Origin of the sequence: Haemophilus paracuniculus (assembly GCF_002015115.1) — a bacterium.
GTDB lineage: Bacteria > Pseudomonadota > Gammaproteobacteria > Enterobacterales > Pasteurellaceae > Haemophilus_E > Haemophilus_E paracuniculus.
This window is the reverse complement of sequence record NZ_MUYA01000004.1, coordinates 266,281-285,360: the sequence shown is the minus strand read 5'-3', so window position 1 is coordinate 285,360 and position 19,080 is coordinate 266,281. Positions and strand designations below refer to the sequence as shown.

Below are 19,080 nucleotides of genomic sequence, written 5' to 3'. Positions count from 1 at the left end.
AAAAAAAAAAAAAAGCAAGCAATAATGAGTCAATTGACGAATTTTTATTCAACAATAGGTAAAAAATAGAAAATAAATGATTTTTGTGGGAGTTCTAACCGCTTATGAGGAAAATTTGCTACAATCCCACCGCTTACATCACTTAAAAAGGAAACCGAAATGGATCAGCTTACAATGAAAAAAATGGCGGCAGAGGCTGCGTTGAAATATGTGCAACCCGATACGATTGTGGGGGTGGGCAGTGGCTCAACGGTGAACTGCTTTATTGAGGCACTCGGCACAATGGCGGATCAAATCAAGGGGGCGGTTGCCGCTTCAAAAGCCTCGGAAGAACGCCTGCGTGCGTTGGGGATTGAGGTGTTTAATGCCAATGAGGTTTCTAGCCTTGATGTCTATATTGACGGGGCGGACGAAATCACGCCGCAAGGCTATATGATTAAGGGCGGCGGGGCGGCATTAACCCGTGAGAAAATTGTGAGTTCCCTCGCCAAAAAATTTATTTGCATTGTGGATAGCACAAAGCAAGTAGATGTGTTAGGCTCAACGTTCCCGTTGCCTGTTGAAGTGATCCCAATGGCTCGCTCTTATGTGGCTCGTCAGTTGGTGGCACTTGGTGGCTCGCCTGAATACCGTGAGGGTGTGGTTACCGATAACAGCAATGTGATTTTAGATGTGCATAATTTCCAAATTCTCGAACCCCTTAAAATGGAACAGACTTTAAACAATATCGCTGGGGTGGTAACGAACGGCATTTTTGCCCAACGCTATGCGAATGTAACCATTGTCGGCACGCCTGAGGGGGCGAAGATTATTGAATAGCAAGCATTGGGACACGAGCATCGTGTCCCTACGAGCTGTCTGTGAAAAATTGTAGGGACGCCACGCTGGCGTCCCATATAAAAATTCATATATCAAACACAACAGGAAAACACTATGACCGCAAAAGTTTCTTTGGATAAATCCAAAATCAAATTCCTCTTGCTCGAAGGCGTTCATCAGAATGCGGTGGACGTGCTGAAACAAGCGGGCTACACCAACATTGAGTATCACAAAAAAGCCTTAGACGGCGATGAGCTGATCGAGGCGATTAAAGATGCGCATTTTGTCGGGATTCGCTCTCGCACTTTCTTGACCGAACAAGTCCTTGAACAAGCCCAAAAGCTGATTGCTGTGGGCTGTTTTTGTATCGGCACTAACCAAGTGGATTTGGATGCGGCGAAAAAACGTGGGATTCCCGTGTTTAACGCCCCGTTTTCAAACACTCGCTCGGTAGCAGAATTGGTGCTGGGCGAAATCATTTTGTTAATGCGTCAAGTGCCGACCGCCAACGCCGAAGTGCATCGTGGCGTGTGGAACAAATCGGCGACAGGCTCGAACGAAGTGCGGGGCAAAAATCTCGGCATTATCGGCTACGGGCATATCGGCTCGCAGTTGAGCGTTCTCGCCGAAGCGATTGGTATGCGGGTTTACTTCTACGACATCGAAAATAAATTACCGCTCGGCAACGCTCAACAGGTGGCAAGCCTTGATGAATTATTGGCGATCAGCGATGCAGTGTCGTTGCACGTCCCTGAAAATGCCTCGACCAAAAATTTGATGAATGCAGAAAAAATCGCCAAGTTAAAAGATGATGCGGTGCTAATCAATGCGGCACGCGGCACAGTGGTGGATTTAGACGCCTTAACCGACCGCTTGCAAGCGTGTAAATTGCGTGGGGCAGCGTTGGATGTGTTCCCTGTTGAGCCAGCCTCGATTAGCGATCCGTTTGAATCGCCGCTTTGCCAATTCGACAACGTGATTTTAACCCCACACATAGGCGGCTCAACCTTTGAAGCCCAAGCGAATATCGGCACGGAAGTAGCGAATAAATTCGTCAAATACTCTGACAACGGCTCGACCCTCTCGGCGGTCAATTTCCCAGAAGTTTCCTTGCCAAGCCACTCTGGCACAAAACGCCTGTTGCACATTCACCACAACAAACCGGGCATTTTGAACCAAATCAACCAAGTGTTTGTAAACGATAACATCAACATCGCCGCCCAATACCTACAAACCGACCCAACTATCGGTTATGTAGTGATCGATGTGGAAACGGACGACACCAGCGAGTTATTACAACGCTTAAAACAAATTGACGGCACGATCAAAACGAGGGTGTTGCTTTAAAACTGATATTCATTAGTCATAACATTATGGATATGCCTAACAAAAAAACCTAGCCTTTCAGCTAGGTTTTTCTTTTATCTATTTCAGATTATTCAGCAACTACGTTTACAGTTACTACTGCATTCACTTCTGCGTGTAAGTGAACTTTCACAGCGTGTTCGCCAGTGGTACGAAGTGGACCTTCGCCTAAACGAACTTCTGATTTTGCTACTTCAACACCTGCTGCGGTTAATGCATCTGCGATGTCTTTTGCAGAGATTGAGCCGAATAAACGACCGTCATCACCTGCGGTTGCAGAAACAGAAACGGCTGCGATTTCAGCGATTTTTGCTGCACGAGCTTGTGCGGCTGATAATGCTGCGGCTGCTTTTGCTTCTAATTCTGCACGGCGTGCTTCAAAGTGAGCAATGTTTGCTGCGGTTGCCATCACTGCTTTACCTTGTGGGATTAAGTAGTTACGAGCAAAACCTGATTTAACGGTTACTTGATCGCCCACAGAACCTAAGTGAGCAACTTTGTCTAATAAAATAACTTGCATTGTACTCTCTCCTGATTATTGGTGGTTATCAGTATATGGAAGTAACGCAAGGTAGCGAGCGCGTTTGATTGCACGAGCTAATTGACGTTGATACTTCGCACGAGTACCAGTAATACGGCTAGGAACAATCTTGCCGCTTTCAGAAATGTAGTTCTTTAATGTAGCGATATCTTTGTAATCGATCTCAACAACATTTTCCGCAGTAAAACGGCAGAACTTACGACGACGGAAATAACGTGCCATTTGGCTTTCTCCTAATCTATAAATTCAATCTGTTCGGTGTGTAAAACTAATTGGTTTGTACCATTGTAGTCTTTGTGAGTGTGGATAAAACCACTGACTTTCACTTTCGCACCGAGTTGGATTTGTTGGGCTATATAACTAAATTGATTGCCATTCAAAACCACTTGGATTTTGCACCACGCTTGACGCTCTAAATTGGCTTCATAACGGCTGGAACGATGTTCTAACCAAAAGCTCAAATTTGCAATGCCGAACGGGCTTTGGCTCTGTTTAAGCGTTGAGGCGACTGTGCCTGCCAGCGTTAAACAATTATCAATCGGCGAATTATTCGCCTGCTTCTTCTGTAACGTCTGCAACAGCTTCAACAGCTTTGCTTTCTTTCGCTTTCACCATTGGTGAAGCTTCGGTTACGGCACTTTTAGTGTGAACGATTAAGTTGCGAAGAACTGCATCGTTATAACGGAAGTTAGTTTCTAGCTCGTCGATTACACTTTGAGGTGCTTCTACATTCATTAACACATAGTGTGCTTTGTGAAGTTTGTTGATTGGATAAGCTAATTGCTTACGACCCCAATCTTCTAAGCGATGAACTTGACCGCCTGCTTCTTTTACAGAAGCGGTATAACGCTCAATCATACCAGGTACTTGTTCGCTTTGGTCCGGGTGAACCATAAAAACGATTTCGTAGTGACGCATTATCGATCCTTACGGGTTAATAGCCCCCAAAATGCCAACCACCAGCTTTGGAAGCAAGGATTAAAAAACAGAATGTGGTTGAGGGCGTGGATTATACCGTCTATCTGCTAAATTTCAAGCAGAAAGTGGATTATTTTGGAGTGAACAAAGGGGAATTCACAAGTTTTCGTTAATCCTAACCCTTGCCATTGTGCTAAGACCGCATATTTTAGAAGCGGTCGCTTAACCATGCTGAACTCGCCAATGCTTTCAACAACTGCTAACATTGCTTAAAAGTTAACCGCAGCGTAGTTATTTTGCCAAACCTGTGCTGTTAATGATGTAGATGAATTCTATGAAGAAACCAACGCCACAGATAAAGATTTACGCTAGAACACTTACTGATGCTTGAACCCAATGGACAAATTTTTACCACATCACCGAGTAAAATAATCCCACAATCACACTGCTTGTTGTAAGACAAGCGGTGTGATTTTTGAAAATTTTGCTATTTGTTGAAATTGTACAAGATTGCGAATATATGGTGGATTGGAAGGCTGATAATGAAAGAATTGAGGAAAATTAGTACCGCCTGAAAATTGGTTTCAAACGGTACTTTCCTGTGTTTAAACAAAAAATTCTAGCTAAAACTTTATTTAGCTTGATCAAGTCCTAAGTGGCTATTAACCTTTTTTAACAGGTCATCATTTTTATTCAAAATAATTGGAAACCCTTTAACATCTAATACTTTACTGTTTAGAGATATTTCCAATTTTTCGTTTTCATCAATGCGTTCACTAAAAATCAAAGATGGGCGACCTAATCCGTCTAAATTAGTTTCTCCTTCTGCATAATGAGCATGAATCGGAGCAATAAAAGATAAAAGCTCATCTCTAATTGCTCTTGATTCATCAATAACTTCACTATTTGAAGCATATTTCAAGCAGTTTAAAATATCTTGGTATGAACTTTCAAGATTATCTGTTGATGAAATATATTCACTTTCAGCAACAGCATCGTCTACTTTATCTGTAATTTCATTGTTATCATGATAGTAGGACTCGATAGCTCCTTTTTTTAGAATAAATAATCCTAACTTTTCAAAAATATCAAGTAATGCACAAAGCCTGTTTTTTAACTTGGCCCAACTGTCAGGTAGGTTTTGCTCACTAAATACTGTGCATAATGCTGAACGCTTTTTCTTTAATAAGTCATCTTCAGTTAAAGAAAAATACGGATGATTTTGGGCTACATTTGCAATATCTTCCCAGTTGGTCTGAATTAATGAACAAAAGTCATTATAAATATTCTCTGCAAGATCTAAGATACTTGAATGACCTCCTATGCTTGCTAAATTATCCGCGTCATTCAGTATTTTTTTGTTATTAAAATAAGCACGAACCAAATTTAAATTATCAGCAAAAACATCAGCATCAACTAATACTGTTGGCGTTTTACCCATCAATCTAAATAGTTTTACCGTTTCTGGCATCGCTTCTTTACCATTAATTGGTAGTATCTGTGATCCTGCTGCTTCAAGATTTAAATACAATTTATCTGAAAGTGAATTACAGATAATCACATCTGAAGGACCTTCCACTAAGAGCGGTGTTCTAGAAAATAAAGCCAATTTATGCTCTTGCCCCAATCGAGCAACAAGACTTTTTATTTTTTCACTTTTTAATTCACCAGCATTATTAGGAATTTGAATAGGTTTTTCTTTTAAATTATTACAGAAAATAAAAGATAATAAATCATCAGCTTTTGAGAGTTTGATCATTTCTGTTGAATGTGTCGCCATTATAATTATTTTTTGATAATTATTTTCATTAGGAATACCTGCTACTCGTGAAATTTCTTTAAGCAAAAATGCTTGTAATTGCGGGTGCAATGAAACCTCTGGTTCATCAATAAGTAAAACCCCCACTTCATCATCATATAAGGCAGATAAAAGCCCAACAAGATGTAGTAAACCAGACGCTTCACGTCCCGATGAGTAATATGAGTTACCATTTCCTAATCTGGTAAATGAAACTTTCAAATTGCCAGCATCCCACTCAATATGGATATTTCGTTTAAATAGTTTTTGTAAACGCTCTCTTACCTTAATCAAAATATCTGGGCGAGCTGATAATGTATGCAAATCTCCATTAATAGATTCAATATTATGTCTATTTTTTGAAAAACCTTTATCTCCATGTTGAGCGTCATCAGGGGTCTCAGAACCATAATAGAATGTACTAGATTTTGATCGATATTGCTCCATTGGACCTAGGCGACCTGCAGAAATAAACCGAACTTTTTTCGTGGTATATTGCTGAAAACTATTTTTTAAACCTTTTAGCAAATGTGTTTTACCTGATCCATTTGGACCAACAATAAATGTTAGTGGAGATCTTAATTCAAGGTCTTGAGTAAAGTTACCTTCATGACTATTGATATTAGCTGTAATAGATAATAGAAATTCCATAATTTTATTCCTTAAGTACTTAAAAAGTTAAATAACTATGCAACGACACATCCACTATCCAATCCCGTTCCCTAAAATCAGGTTTGGGTAGCAATAAGTTGTTGTAGCATATATTGTGCTAGGTAAAAATCTTTTTAAATTCGATAAAATACGGCTAGTGTTTTATATCTAAACCACATTCTCTTGAACAAATTTAAGTAATTTATCCCCATCAATAATTTGGGCTAAGGTTTGAGCAAATGGAAAAGAACGCCCCAACACTGATTTTACCTGTCTGGCTTTAATTGGCTGTTCACTTAAATCTGTAAAATTATCGAGCTTTTTAAAAAAGGTTTTATTTTCAACGCCATAGTGATGCATTTTTTCTACTTCTTCACTTGCTGCCTGACCATAAGCAACAATTCCTTGTCCTGAAGCATATAAAAAGACATAGTCTCCTTTTTTTATACGGCAGATTTTCTCTTTATAGCCGTCTTCAAATGCAGCCGCTACTTTTTGTTTAATCATAAAGTCGTGGTCAGCAATATCATTGGCTTTATTTGTATTAAGCAAAAAATAGTTTGTCGTAGAAGAATTATCAAACTCATCATTGGCGACTCTATCCGCCGAACGCTTCTCGTTCCATTCCTTAATGATGTACTCTTGAATCAAATCATTGATAATATCTTGACGCGTGGTTTCCCAAGTATCAGCCAGTTCTTGCAAGATTAAATCATCTTTAACCGATAGACGTAAACTCAATGTGATTTTGTCTTGGTTGCGTTGGTTGTAAGCTTCTGTGCGGTTATCGATAAAACTAGTGGACATAATAATCTCCTTAAAGTGGGTTAGTCGTAAAGATGATAACATTATACTTAAATTATTTTATTTTGCAATAAAATTTATTCTTAAAGTGAATAATTTTGGATTTTGGTGGTGTTTGGTAGCCTAAAACAGACTCAACCAACATTTTTAGCTACCTTGAGAATCTTATGACGGATAATATCGAGAGATTGCTAATGACGATTACAATCAATGATTTGTACATTTACTGCACTAATACAGCCACTATTAGCCTTCATTGGTAGTAATAAGTCAAGCGGTGCAAATCCTGATGAGATTGAAAAATCAAGCAAATTCGGTATTGGAATGTGTTTGGGAATACTTAAAGGTAATTTGAACGCGAGCGATATTTCGGTTTGCAACAGCATTACGCTCATCAAATAACTCCGCTTTGTTCAAGCGTTGATTGGTTATTTAGCAGGATTTTAGAGCGTTGCAAGGGGTAGGATTTTACGAAATTTTTAGAAATCCTACCCCTTGCTAAGATCAATCGTGTTGTGCCAAAAACTCCTCCACTTCCTGTCGATACGGAATCGCACTTTGAGCCCCTTTTCGGGTTACGGAAATGGCAGCGGCGGCGTGGGCGAGGCGAGAGGCTTCGGGGGCGGTTTTGCTCTCTAATAAGGCGGTTAAAAATGCCCCGTTAAAGGTGTCGCCAGCCCCTGTGGTATCGATCGCTTGTACCTTGAAGCCCTTGATGATTTCGCCTTGCCCCTGTTGGCTTTGTTGGGTTAGCTGACTTAAATAAACGCCTTTTGAGCCGAGGGTGATCAATACCGTTTCGATCCCTTTTTGATGAAAGACCCCTGCCGCTTTGCAAGCGGTCTGATCGTCGGTAATTTTTACCCCTGTCAAAATTTCCGCTTCGGTTTCGTTGGGGGTAATCATATCCAGTTGAGACAGCAATTCATCAGGCAACGCCCTTGCTGGGGCAGGGTTTAGCACCACTTTTGTGTTGGCTTGCTTCGCGATTTTGGCGGCGGCTAAAATGCTTTCTAACGGGCTTTCCAACTGCATTAGCAAGGTATCCGCTTGCTCAATCACGGCACGATGTTGCTCGACCAATGCAGGGCTTAAATCGCCATTCGCCCCTGCGGAAATCACAATGCTATTTTCGCCCGAATCCGCCACTTGAATCATTGCTAGCCCTGTATTTTGGTTGTGAATGGTGCTGATTGCGGTGGTATCAATGCCGTCTTTGGCAAAGGCGGATACCATTTCTCGCCCGATGTCATCATCGCCAACCGCCCCAATAAAGGCGACCTTCGCTCCCATTCGAGCCGCCGCCACCGCCTGATTTGCCCCCTTGCCACCATAAGCGATTTGATAGCCCGAGCCTGTCAAAGTCTCGCCCGCTTGGGGAAAATAAGGCACACGAATCACGTGATCGACATTGATACTACCGAGAATGCAGAGGGTTTTCATTGTTGTTCCTTATTTGATTGGTTGAATGGAAAGCGGTAGGTTTTGGTGGAATTTGGCAAAATCTTACCGCTTGTAGATCTACTTTTCTTTGCTTCGCCAAAGAAAAGTAGCAAAAGAAAGGCGACCCCGAGCATTTTGCTTTGTTTCGCTTGTTTCTAATTTCTACGAGCGATTTGTAAACTCGCCAGCAAGCTGGCTCAAACAGTACAAATCGCTCTTGAAATTGACGAAACCACTCAACACAAAATGACGGGGGATCAACAGGGACAACGTCCCTGACCAATCCATAACCTCGTACGGCTTACCATGCGAGGCATTGCAAGGGGTAGGATTTTGCGGAATTTCACAAAATCCCACCGCTTGCTCACCGCAACTTATTCCGTAACCACCTTCAACGGCACAGGAATTTTGCTTTCGACTTTTTCGCCTTTAAGCAATTTATCCGCAGTTTCTACGCCGAGTTCGCCGATTTTTTCAGGTTGTTGGGCGATGGTGGCGGCGAGTTTGCCACTTTTGACCGCTTTCACCGCATCGTCTGTGCCGTCAAAGCCGACCACGAGCATTGATTTGCCAGCGGCTTTAATCGCACGCAACGCCCCTAATGCCATTTCGTCATTTTGGGCAAAGACGGCTTGGACTGAGCCGTGGCTGGCGAGTAAGTTTTCCATTACGTTCAAGCCTTTGGTGCGGTCAAAATCCGCAGGTTGGCTGGCGAGCAGTTGGAATTGGTTGCTTTCCACCGCTTGTTTGAAGCCTTCGCCACGCTCACGGGCGGCGGACGTGCCGGCGATCCCTTCAAGTTGAATCACTTTGGCATTTTTGCCGACTTTTTCTGCAATGAAATCGCCTGCCATTTTACCGCCAGCCACATTGTCGGACGCGATATGGCTCACCACTTCGCCCTTATTCGCCCCACGGTCAAGGGTAATCACAGGGATTTTTTTCTTATTCGCAATCGCCACCGCATTGCCGACCGCATCGGAATCCGTTGGGTTGATCAGCAACACTTTCGCCCCACGCACGGTTAAATCTTCCACATTTGCCAACTCTTTGGCAGGATCGTTTTGCGAATCCAACACCACCAGTTGATAGCCTAAATCTTTCGCTTTTTTCTCCGCCCCCTCTTTAAGGGTAACGAAAAACGGATTATCAAGGGTGGAAACCGCTAATGCGATGGTTTCTTGTGCCAAGGCAGAACCGCTGAATAAGCCTAATGCGACAACGAGGGAAGTTAATTTTTTCATAGGAAATCTCCTTTTGGGTTGAGTTACGCAGTTTTACGACCAATCAAGTTATCCAAAATCACGGCGGCTAAAATCACCAAGGCTTTGGCAACCAGTTGATAGTAGGAATCGATGTCGAGCAAGTTGAGGGCATTGCTTAAAAAGCCGATGATCAACGCCCCGATCAGGGTGCCGAAAATCCGCCCTTTTCCGCCCATTAAGCTCGTGCCGCCCACCACCACGGCGGCGATGGCGTCTAGTTCATAGCCAGAGCCTGCGGTGGGTTGAGCTGAGCCAAGTCGAGCGGTAACAATTAAGCCAGCCAACGCCGCCAACACACCGCTGACCGCAAATACAAACAGTTTGATTTTATTGACGTTAATGCCAGAGAGAGCGGTCGCAGCTTCGTTACCGCCGAGGGCGTAAATATAGCGACCAATGCGAGTTTGGGTTAGCACAAACCAGCCTAAGCCGAACAGGGCAAACATCAGCCAAACGGGGATCGGCACGCCCAGCCATTCACCCGTGCCGATTGCTGAAAATGCATCTGCATTATCGGAAAAGCCTGTGCTAATCGGGCGACCTTGCATATAAATCATCGTTACGCCTCGCAACAGCAACATTGTAATCAGCGTTGCCATAAAGGCTTGCACCTTGCCGAACGCAACCAACGCCCCGTTGAGCGTACCGATCAACGCCCCAAACATCAGCACCGCAGGCACGACCAAGTAGATCGAAAAATCCAAGCCAATCAAAGTCGCCGCCACCGCCCCCGTCAGGGCAAGCACCGACCCGACCGAAAGATCGATCCCCGCAATCAAAATCACGAAAGTCATACCAATCGCAATAATCGCATTCACGGACGTTTGACGCAGAATGTTGAGCAAATTATCGCTCGTAAAAAAGTTGGGATTAAGGGTCGAAACCACCCCAATCAACACCACAAGGGCAATGATTGAGCGTTGTTCGATCAGGAATTTTTTGAGGTTCATATTTTTATCCTATTGAAAGATATTTTAAAAATTGTTGGGATCTTACCTTTGCTCGATCCGTTCCCCTCTTTAGTAAAGAGGGGCTAAAAGAGATTAAAACAGGGGAGATTTGTCAGCTCAAATTACGCTCAAACGAGATTTCAGATCGCTAAAATCTCCCCCAGCCCCTCTTTTTCAAAGAGGGGTGTACATTACAAAAAATTTACGGAAATCTTACCGCTTGTCGCCCTCTCTCTGCGAAAAATTGCCTAACGCAATTTTTTCGCTGTCTCTCTCCCGTGAACGTGAGAGAGTTTTTATCCACAAAATGTCTTATAAACCCTCGCCCATTTATGGGAGAGGGACAGATTTTTCTTCGTGCAGAAGAAAAATCAGGGAGAGGGTGTCATTTATTTAATCGCCGCCGCCAATAATTTTTCCTGCGTGGCTTGCAAGCGGTTGAATTCAGCGGAGATTTTGCCCTCTCGCATTACCAAAATCCGATCCGACATTCCCAGCACTTCGGGCATATCGCTCGACACTAAAATAATGCTCAATCCGTCCGCTTTGAATTTGTTGATCAGCTGGTAGATCTCTTTTTTCGCCCCCACATCCACGCCACGGGTTGGCTCGTCTAAAATCAGCACTTTCGGACGCGTGAGCAAGCCTTTGGCGATCGCCACTTTTTGTTGATTACCGCCTGATAATTCGCCGATCCGCTTATCCGCCGAAGGGGTTTTGATGTTGAACAGATCGATAAAATCTTGCACGATCATCTGCTCTTTGCGTTGATCGATTTTGCCCCATTGCGACAAATAGGGCAGGGCGGTCAGCGACATATTTTGCTTAACCGACATTCCCAAAATCAGCCCATCGCCCTTACGATCTTCGGAAATATAGACGATCCCATTCGCCAGACCTTGCTGAGCGGAATGGATCTCAATTTTTTGCTGATCGAGGTAGATCTCGCCCGAATAATGAGGCAATGCCCCGTAAATCACTTTCATCAGTTCGGTGCGACCTGCCCCCATTAAGCCCGATACGCCTAAAATTTCACCACTATGCAGGCGGAAACTGACATTTTGCACACCGCTGCCCGACAGATTTTCTACTCGCAAACGTTCCGCCCCTAACGGCACCTCAATATGCGGATATTGATCTTCCAATTTCCGCCCGACCATCATTTCAATCAGCTCATCTTGATTGAGATCCGCCACCGCTCGCTCGCCGATAAACTGCCCGTCTCGCAACACGGTTACATCATCGCAGATCTGAAAAATTTCCTGCAAGCGGTGCGAAATATAGACAATCCCACGCCCCTCGGCTTTCAGCTCGCGAATCACCGCAAACAGGGCTTCCGTTTCGGTGTCGGTCAGGGCATCGGTTGGTTCGTCCATAATGATCACTTGCGATTCAAAGCTCAACGCCCGAGCGATTTCGACCATTTGCAATTCGCCCAACGAAAGCTGATTGGCAGGGGTTTTGCTCGACCGTTTTACGCCCAAGCGTGCCAACAAGCGGTCGGATTCAGCGTACATTTTACCCCAATCAATCCCACCCCACGGGTGGGTAAATTCTCGCCCGAGGAACAGATTTTCCGCCACCGATAAATTACCCAAAATGTTGAGTTCCTGATGAATAATGCTCAACCCAGCCTGTTGCGAGGCTTTCGGATTAGCGAAACTGACCGCTTGCCCCAGATATTCAATCGTGCCAGCATCTCGCTGATAAATGCCCGTGAGGATTTTCATCAAGGTCGATTTGCCCGCCCCATTTTCGCCCATTAACGCCATCACACGCCCTGCGTACACATTCAAGCAGGCATTTTTGAGGGCTTGCACACCAGGGAAGGCTTTATCTATCCCATTGATTTTTAACAAGGTTTTCATTTTTGACCTCGTGGAATGAAATTAAAACGGCACGCCCGAATAGAGGATCACATTCGCATAAGGCGAACATTCGCCCGTCCGCACCACGCCTTTGACAGCTTGATTTCGCTGTTTAAATAGCTCGTGGCTGACATATTCCACCGCAATAGGCTTCCCTTGGGATTGAGCAGTTTTCTCAATTAAATCAAGCAGTTGCTGTTCAATCTGCGGATTATGTTGCTTAATTTCTTCCGCCAGCAAAATTTTTTCCACAAACAGCTCGCTCAACACCACGTCAAGGGTCGCCAAAAAACTCGGCACGCCTTTGGTTAAGGCAAGATCAACACAAGGCTGCGAACGCCCAATCGGCAAACCCGCATCACAAATCGTCAGCCCATCCGTATGCCCCATTGTTGCAATCAAACGTGAAAGTTCCGCATTAAGTAGGTTGGTTTTTTTCATTTTATTTGTTTCCCCTCTCTCTGATTTTAGCTTCTGAACGAAGCTAAAATCTGTCTCTCTCCCACAAGTGGGCGAGAGTAAATTTCTATCGAAACGTTTCGATAGCTTCACAATAAAAAAATCCTGCCGAAAAAACAACAGGATTTTTTTGATTTTGTGAGCGATCTCACAAAATATTATCGTTTTTTGAGATAGTGAGGATTTATTTTCACCTTCATTTTTCGTTGAGAGGTTTCGTTAATTTTATGAACGATTTATACTATATTTAGCTCGCAAAGCAAGAGAGTTTACAAATCGACCGTAGAAATTAGAAACAAGCCAAATAAAGCAAAATGTTCGGATAATTGTTCTTTTGCTTAGCAAAGAAAAGTAGATCTACAAGCGGGTAGATTTTTAGAAATTTCACAAAATTCGCAAAAATCCCACCCCTTGCACTTGCTTAAAATAGAATAATTATGCAAAATAACTGCATATTTTTGCACTAATAACGCAACGCAACAAAATTTTTAGGAGTAAAGAAGAATGTTTGAACCTGCAATTCTCGTCCTCGCTGACGGTTCAGTGTTTCACGGAAAATCCATTGGTTATCAAGGTCATAGCATTGGTGAAGTGGTGTTCAACACCGCAATGACGGGCTATCAAGAAATCCTGACCGATCCCTCTTACACCAACCAGATGGTAACCCTTACCTATCCGCATATCGGCAACACGGGAACGAACGAAGAAGACAGCGAATCCGCCAAAGTTTATGCGGCTGGCTTGATTATTCGTGATTTGCCGTTATTGCATAGCAATTTCCGTGCTAATTCTTCCCTTTCTGATTATTTAGTCAAAAACAAAGTGGTGGCGATTGCCGACCTCGACACCCGCCGCCTCACACGGATTTTGCGTGATAAAGGGGCAATGGCGGGCTGTATTTATGTTGGCACGGACGAAGCGAAAGCGTTGGAATTGGCAAAAAGTTTCGGCTCAATGGCAGGGCAAGATTTAGCTCAACAAGTTACCTGCGAGCAAGCCTACCAATGGACGGAAGGCGAATGGCAACTCGGCAAGGGCTACGTGCCACAAACCGCCCCACAATTCCACGTGGTCGCCTATGATTTCGGGGTGAAACGCAATATCTTGCGGATGCTTGCCGATCGTGGTTGTAAAATTACCGTTGTGCCAGCTAAAACCACCGCTGAACAGGTGTTAGCACTCAACCCAGACGGCATTTTCCTGTCAAACGGACCGGGCGACCCAGAGCCGTGCGATTATGCGATTTCGGCAATTCAAACCCTACTCGCCACCAAAAAACCGATTTTCGGCATCTGTTTAGGGCATCAGCTACTCGGCTTGGCGGTGGGTGGCAAAACTCGCAAAATGACGTTCGGACACCACGGGGCGAACCACCCTGTGCAAGATCTCAACACCCAAAAAGTGTTAATCACCAGCCAAAACCACGGCTTTGAAGTGGACGAAGCGAGCTTGCCAGAAAATGTGGTAGTAACCCACCGCTCGCTATTTGACAACTCGGTGCAAGGGATTGAACTCACCACCCAATCCGCTTTCTCGTTCCAAGGCCACCCCGAAGCCAGCCCCGGCCCGAATGACGTGGCGTATTTGTTCGACAAGTTTATTGATGAGTTGAAAAAGGCGAAAAACTAAATTTTTCTGCCCCCTACCCCGCCTACGGCGGTACTTCCCCCGTAAACGGGGGGAAGATCAATCTGCCCCCGCTTGCGGGGGAAGTGGCTGAGCGAAGCGAAGTCGTAGGGGGCAAAACAAATACAAGCGGTCAGATTTTTAAAAATTTCGTAAAATCCCACCGCTTGTAAACTAAATACCAACATCAAAAGAGATTAAAAATGCCAAAACGTACAGACATAAAAACCATTTTAATTATTGGGGCGGGTCCGATTGTGATCGGGCAGGCGTGTGAGTTTGACTATTCGGGGGCGCAGGCGTGTAAGGCGTTGCGTGAAGAGGGTTATAAGGTGGTGTTGGTTAATTCCAATCCAGCGACCATTATGACCGATCCGAATATGGCGGACGTTACCTATATTGAGCCGATTGAGTGGCGAACAGTCGCGAAAATCATCGAAAAAGAGCGTCCTGATGCGATTTTGCCGACAATGGGCGGTCAGACTGCGTTGAATTGTGCCTTAGATCTTGCCAAAAATGGCGTGCTGAAACAGTTTAATGTGGAATTGATCGGGGCGACCGAAGATGCGATCGACAAAGCGGAAGACCGTGGGCGTTTTAAAGAAGCGATGGAAAAAATCGGCTTGTTTACCCCGAAATCGTTTGTCGCTCACAGCTTTGAAGAAGCCTTAGCCGCACAGGAAAAAGTGGGCTTCCCAACCTTAATTCGTCCGTCTTTTACAATGGGCGGATCGGGCGGTGGGATCGCTTACAACCGTGATGAATTTATGGCGATCTGCGAGCGTGGTTTTGAGGCCTCGCCGACCCACGAATTGCTGATCGAGCAGTCGGTGCTTGGCTGGAAAGAGTACGAAATGGAAGTGGTGCGTGATAAAGCGGACAACTGCATTATCGTTTGCTCGATTGAGAACTTTGACCCAATGGGCGTGCATACGGGCGACAGCATTACCGTTGCTCCTGCTCAAACTTTGACCGATAAAGAGTATCAAATTATGCGTAACGCCTCGCTGGCGGTGTTGCGTGAAATCGGGGTGGATACGGGCGGTGCGAACGTGCAATTTGCGATCAACCCTGAAAATGGCGAGATGATCGTGATCGAAATGAACCCGCGTGTGAGCCGTTCTTCGGCGTTGGCAAGTAAGGCGACAGGCTTCCCGATCGCAAAAGTGGCGGCGAAATTGGCGGTGGGCTACACCCTCAACGAATTGCGAAACGATATTACAGGCGGTTTGATCCCAGCCTCGTTTGAGCCAACCCTCGATTATGTGGTAACCAAAATCCCTCGCTTTGCCTTTGAGAAATTCGCCAACGCCGATGATCGCTTAACCACTCAGATGAAATCCGTGGGCGAAGTAATGGCAATGGGGCGAACCTTCCAAGAGAGTTTGCAAAAAGCCTTACGTGGCTTGGAAACGGGCATTTGTGGCTTCAATCTGCTTTCGGAACACCCTGAAAAAATCCGCCGTGAGCTTGCCAACCCCGGCCCGAGCCGTATTCTCTATGTGGCGGACGCATTCGGGGCAGGATTTAGCCTTGAAGAAGTGCATCACTATTCCAAAATCGATCCGTGGTTCTTAGTGCAAATTCAAGATCTGGTGCAAGAAGAACTCGCCTTAGAGAAAAAATCCCTCAGCGATTTGGACGCGGCGGAATTACTACGCCTCAAACGCAAAGGCTTCTCGGACAAACGCATTTCGCAACTGACCAAAGTGAGCGAAAAAACCGTGCGTGATTACCGCCACAGCCTCAATATCGTACCTGTTTACAAGCGGGTGGATACCTGCGCGGCGGAATTTAAATCGGACACCGCTTACCTCTATTCCACCTACGAACAAGAGTGCGAAGCCAACCCAAGCGACCGCAAAAAAGTGATGATTTTGGGCGGCGGTCCGAACCGTATCGGGCAAGGGATCGAATTTGACTACTGCTGTGTTCACGCCGCCCTCGCCCTGCGTGAAAGCGGTTTTGAAACCATTATGGTGAACTGCAACCCTGAAACGGTTTCCACCGATTTCGACACATCTGACCGCTTGTATTTCGAGCCTTTAACCCTTGAAGATGTGTTAGAAATCGTGCGTGTGGAAAAACCGTGGGGCGTGATCGTGCATTACGGCGGTCAAACCCCGCTCAAATTGGCAAATGCGTTACACGAAAATGGGGTGAACATTATCGGCACTTCGGCGGATAGCATTGACGCCGCCGAAGACCGTGAGCGTTTCCAGCAGATCCTCAATCAGCTCAACCTCAAACAGCCACCAAATCGCACCGCTCGCAATGCGGACGAAGCCTTAGCCTTGGCGAACGAAGTCGGCTATCCGTTGGTGGTGCGTCCGTCTTACGTTCTCGGCGGTCGTGCAATGCAGATCGTTTACAATGATGAAGAATTGAACCGCTATATGCGTGAGGCGGTGTCGGTCTCAAACGACAGCCCGATCCTGCTCGATCACTTCCTCAATAACGCGATTGAGGTCGATGTGGATTGTATTTGCGATGGCGAAAACGTGGTGATCGGTGGCATTATGCAACACGTTGAGCAGGCAGGGATTCACAGCGGCGACTCAGCTTGCTCGCTACCGCCATACTCATTAAGCGGTGCGATTCAAGATGAAATTCGCCGTCAAACCAAAGAAATGGCGTTTGCGTTGGGCGTGAAAGGCTTGATGAACGTGCAGTTTGCGGTGCAGAATGATGTGATCTATGTGTTGGAAGTCAATCCGCGTGCCAGCCGTACCGTGCCATTTGTCAGCAAAGCCACGGGGCAACCGCTCGCCAAAATCGCCGCACGCGTAATGGCAGGCATCAGCCTTAAAGAGCAAAATGCGTTGCAAGAAGTGATTCCACCACACTATTTCGTTAAAGAAGCGGTGTTCCCATTCATCAAATTCCCAGGGGTGGACACCATTTTAGGACCTGAAATGCGTTCAACGGGCGAAGTAATGGGCGTGGGCAAAACCTTCGCCGAAGCCTTTTTCAAAGCCCAGTTAGGGGCGGGCGAACGAATCCCGAAAGTGGGCAAAGTTTACCTCTCGGTAATGGACGAACACAAAGCAGACTTAATCGACATCGCCAAACGCCTGCAAGAACAAGGCTACGGCTTGTGTGCCAGCTTCGGCACGGCAAAATTCCTGCGTGAGCAAGGCATTGCGGTGCAAACAATCAACAAAGTGCGTGAAGGTCGCCCACATATTGTCGATGCCCTCAAAAACGGCGAAATTGCGTTGGTGATCAACACCGTGGGCGGCGACCCTGAAATCATCGCCGACAGCCACTCAATCCGCCGCACCGCTCTACAACTGCGTGTGCCACTCTACACCACAATGGCAGGGGCAGACGCCGTATCCTACGGCGTGAAGCATATCAACGAGTTTGATGTGTATTCCGTGCAGGGGTTGCATAAAGGGTTGTAATTCTTAGCCTAGCCATAGCAAGAGGGCAGATAATTGAAAATTTCGATTATCTGCTTTTTTGCTCTTAATAGTGAAATGGTATTCCAGACCAAATAAATACGCTCTATGGAAGTATAGTGTAAAAAACTATGGGGCAAATTTTTTTGGTTAATGAGCTTCAAAAATAAGAAATTGGCAGTATAGGCGGTTACCAAGCCTCAAAAACTGTACAAGCCCCATCCGCAAATATGGCTGTTTCAATCATTAAATCTGAAATGCAATCAAAAGGAAATGATTTTACGCTTAGAAATGTGGAAGAACTAAAATAGTATTAAAACGGAATTACAGTTGTAATTCCGTTTTTTCTTCCTTGTACAATCCCCCCAATTTCCCTACAATATCGCCCTTTTAGGTTTTAGCAAAAGAGGTCAAGGTGTCGCAGATCAAATTGATTGTCGGTCTTGCCAACCCAGGGGCGAAATATGAAGGCACTCGCCACAATGTGGGCGAATGGCTGATTAACGAAATCGCCCGTCAATATAATGTGAGTTTGAAAGACGAACCAAAATTTTTCGGCAAGGTCGCCAAAATCAACACGGCACAAGGCGAAGTGCGTTTGCTCGTGCCAACCACTTTTATGAATTTAAGCGGAAAAGCGGTGGGGGCATTGGCGAATTTTTATCGAATCAAACCCGAAGAAATTTTGGTCGCCCACGATGAGTTGGATTTGCCTTGTGGCGTGGCGAAAATCAAGCAGGGCGGCGGACACGGCGGTCATAATGGCTTGAAAGATATTATCGCCAACCTCGCCAACAGTAATAATTTCTACCGTGTGCGAATCGGAATAGGACACCCAGGGCATAAAGATTTAGTCGCTGCCTATGTGCTAGGCAAACCCTCGCCAGCGGATCAAACCTTGATCGACAGCGTAATTGACGAAGCAGGTCGCTGCGTTGAGGTGCTGTTTAAAGAGGGCATCGTCAAAGCGACAAATCGGTTGAATGGGTTTAAGGCATAAAACTCTCTTGTGATTAAGTTGCCCCCTACGGTCTCGCTCTGCTCGACCACTTCCCCCGCAAGCGGGGGAAGATCTTAAAATCATCGCAGAATCTGATCTGCCCCCGCTTGCGGGGGAAGTCCCTGCGAAGCAGGGGTAGGGGGCTACAAGCGGTAAGATTTTAGAAACA

General features: G+C 45.3%; 15 protein-coding genes and 1 pseudogene. 5 read left to right on the top strand and 11 right to left on the bottom strand.

Going from position 1 to position 19,080, the window contains the following annotated elements:
- The first annotated feature begins 159 nt into the window (after positions 1-159).
- Complete coding sequence (gene rpiA, locus B0187_RS03945; protein ID WP_078236556.1) at positions 160-819, top strand: ribose-5-phosphate isomerase RpiA; 660 nt, start codon at positions 160-162, stop codon at positions 817-819.
- Between the two features lie 114 nt (positions 820-933).
- Positions 934-2,166, top strand: a complete 1,233-nt coding sequence (gene serA / locus B0187_RS03940; protein ID WP_078236555.1) for a phosphoglycerate dehydrogenase — start codon at positions 934-936, stop codon at positions 2,164-2,166.
- 88 nt (positions 2,167-2,254) lie between these two features.
- Here the strand turns inward: serA and rplI are convergent, their stop codons facing one another.
- From rplI to rbsD, 11 genes and pseudogenes are all read right to left on the bottom strand, one after another.
- Positions 2,255-2,704, bottom strand: coding sequence for a 50S ribosomal protein L9 (gene rplI / locus B0187_RS03935; RefSeq protein ID WP_078236554.1), 450 nt, complete (start codon positions 2,702-2,704; stop codon positions 2,255-2,257).
- Between the two features lie 15 nt (positions 2,705-2,719).
- Positions 2,720-2,947, bottom strand: a complete 228-nt coding sequence (gene rpsR / locus B0187_RS03930; protein ID WP_005598105.1) for a 30S ribosomal protein S18 — start codon at positions 2,945-2,947, stop codon at positions 2,720-2,722.
- A pseudogene (priB, locus tag B0187_RS03925) lies at positions 2,922-3,303 on the bottom strand (primosomal replication protein N). The gene rpsR and the pseudogene priB overlap by 26 nt, the downstream one beginning before the upstream one ends.
- A complete protein-coding gene (rpsF, locus tag B0187_RS03920) occupies positions 3,272-3,643 on the bottom strand; it encodes a 30S ribosomal protein S6 (protein ID WP_078236553.1) in 372 nt (123 codons plus the stop codon). Before rpsF ends, priB begins: the two are co-directional and overlap by 32 nt.
- Positions 3,644-4,274: 631 nt before the next feature.
- Positions 4,275-6,092: an ATP-dependent nuclease gene (locus B0187_RS03915; RefSeq protein ID WP_078236552.1), complete on the bottom strand. Its 1,818-nt coding sequence runs from the start codon at positions 6,090-6,092 to the stop codon at positions 4,275-4,277.
- Between the two features lie 168 nt (positions 6,093-6,260).
- Positions 6,261-6,899 carry a hypothetical protein gene (locus tag B0187_RS03910; protein ID WP_078236551.1) on the bottom strand — a complete coding sequence of 213 codons (639 nt, stop codon included), beginning with the start codon at positions 6,897-6,899 and terminating at the stop codon, positions 6,261-6,263.
- 501 nt (positions 6,900-7,400) lie between these two features.
- Positions 7,401-8,339, bottom strand: a complete 939-nt coding sequence (gene rbsK / locus B0187_RS03905) for a ribokinase (protein WP_078236550.1) — start codon at positions 8,337-8,339, stop codon at positions 7,401-7,403.
- Positions 8,340-8,713: 374 nt separating this feature from the next.
- Complete coding sequence (gene rbsB / locus B0187_RS03900) at positions 8,714-9,583, bottom strand: ribose ABC transporter substrate-binding protein RbsB (RefSeq protein ID WP_078236549.1); 870 nt, start codon at positions 9,581-9,583, stop codon at positions 8,714-8,716.
- A 23-nt stretch (positions 9,584-9,606) separates the two neighbouring features.
- A complete protein-coding gene (rbsC, locus tag B0187_RS03895; protein WP_078236548.1) occupies positions 9,607-10,554 on the bottom strand; it encodes a ribose ABC transporter permease in 948 nt (315 codons plus the stop codon).
- Between the two features lie 389 nt (positions 10,555-10,943).
- Positions 10,944-12,422 carry a ribose ABC transporter ATP-binding protein RbsA gene (gene rbsA / locus B0187_RS03890; protein ID WP_078236547.1) on the bottom strand — a complete coding sequence of 493 codons (1,479 nt, stop codon included), beginning with the start codon at positions 12,420-12,422 and terminating at the stop codon, positions 10,944-10,946.
- A gap of 21 nt (positions 12,423-12,443) precedes the next feature.
- Entirely contained in the window at positions 12,444-12,863 is a 420-nt protein-coding gene (gene rbsD / locus B0187_RS03885) for a D-ribose pyranase (RefSeq protein WP_078236546.1), read from the bottom strand.
- Positions 12,864-13,385: 522 nt separating this feature from the next.
- Between rbsD and carA the strand changes: the two genes are divergently transcribed.
- From carA to pth, 3 genes are all read left to right on the top strand, one after another.
- Positions 13,386-14,510 carry a glutamine-hydrolyzing carbamoyl-phosphate synthase small subunit gene (gene carA, locus B0187_RS03880; protein ID WP_078236545.1) on the top strand — a complete coding sequence of 375 codons (1,125 nt, stop codon included), beginning with the start codon at positions 13,386-13,388 and terminating at the stop codon, positions 14,508-14,510.
- A 200-nt stretch (positions 14,511-14,710) separates the two neighbouring features.
- Entirely contained in the window at positions 14,711-17,914 is a 3,204-nt protein-coding gene (carB, locus tag B0187_RS03875) for a carbamoyl-phosphate synthase large subunit (protein ID WP_078236544.1), read from the top strand.
- A gap of 412 nt (positions 17,915-18,326) precedes the next feature.
- On the top strand, positions 18,327-18,911 hold the full coding sequence (gene pth, locus B0187_RS03870; protein ID WP_078236543.1) for an aminoacyl-tRNA hydrolase: 585 nt from the start codon (positions 18,327-18,329) through the stop codon (positions 18,909-18,911).
- Positions 18,912-19,080: the final 169 nt, after the last annotated feature.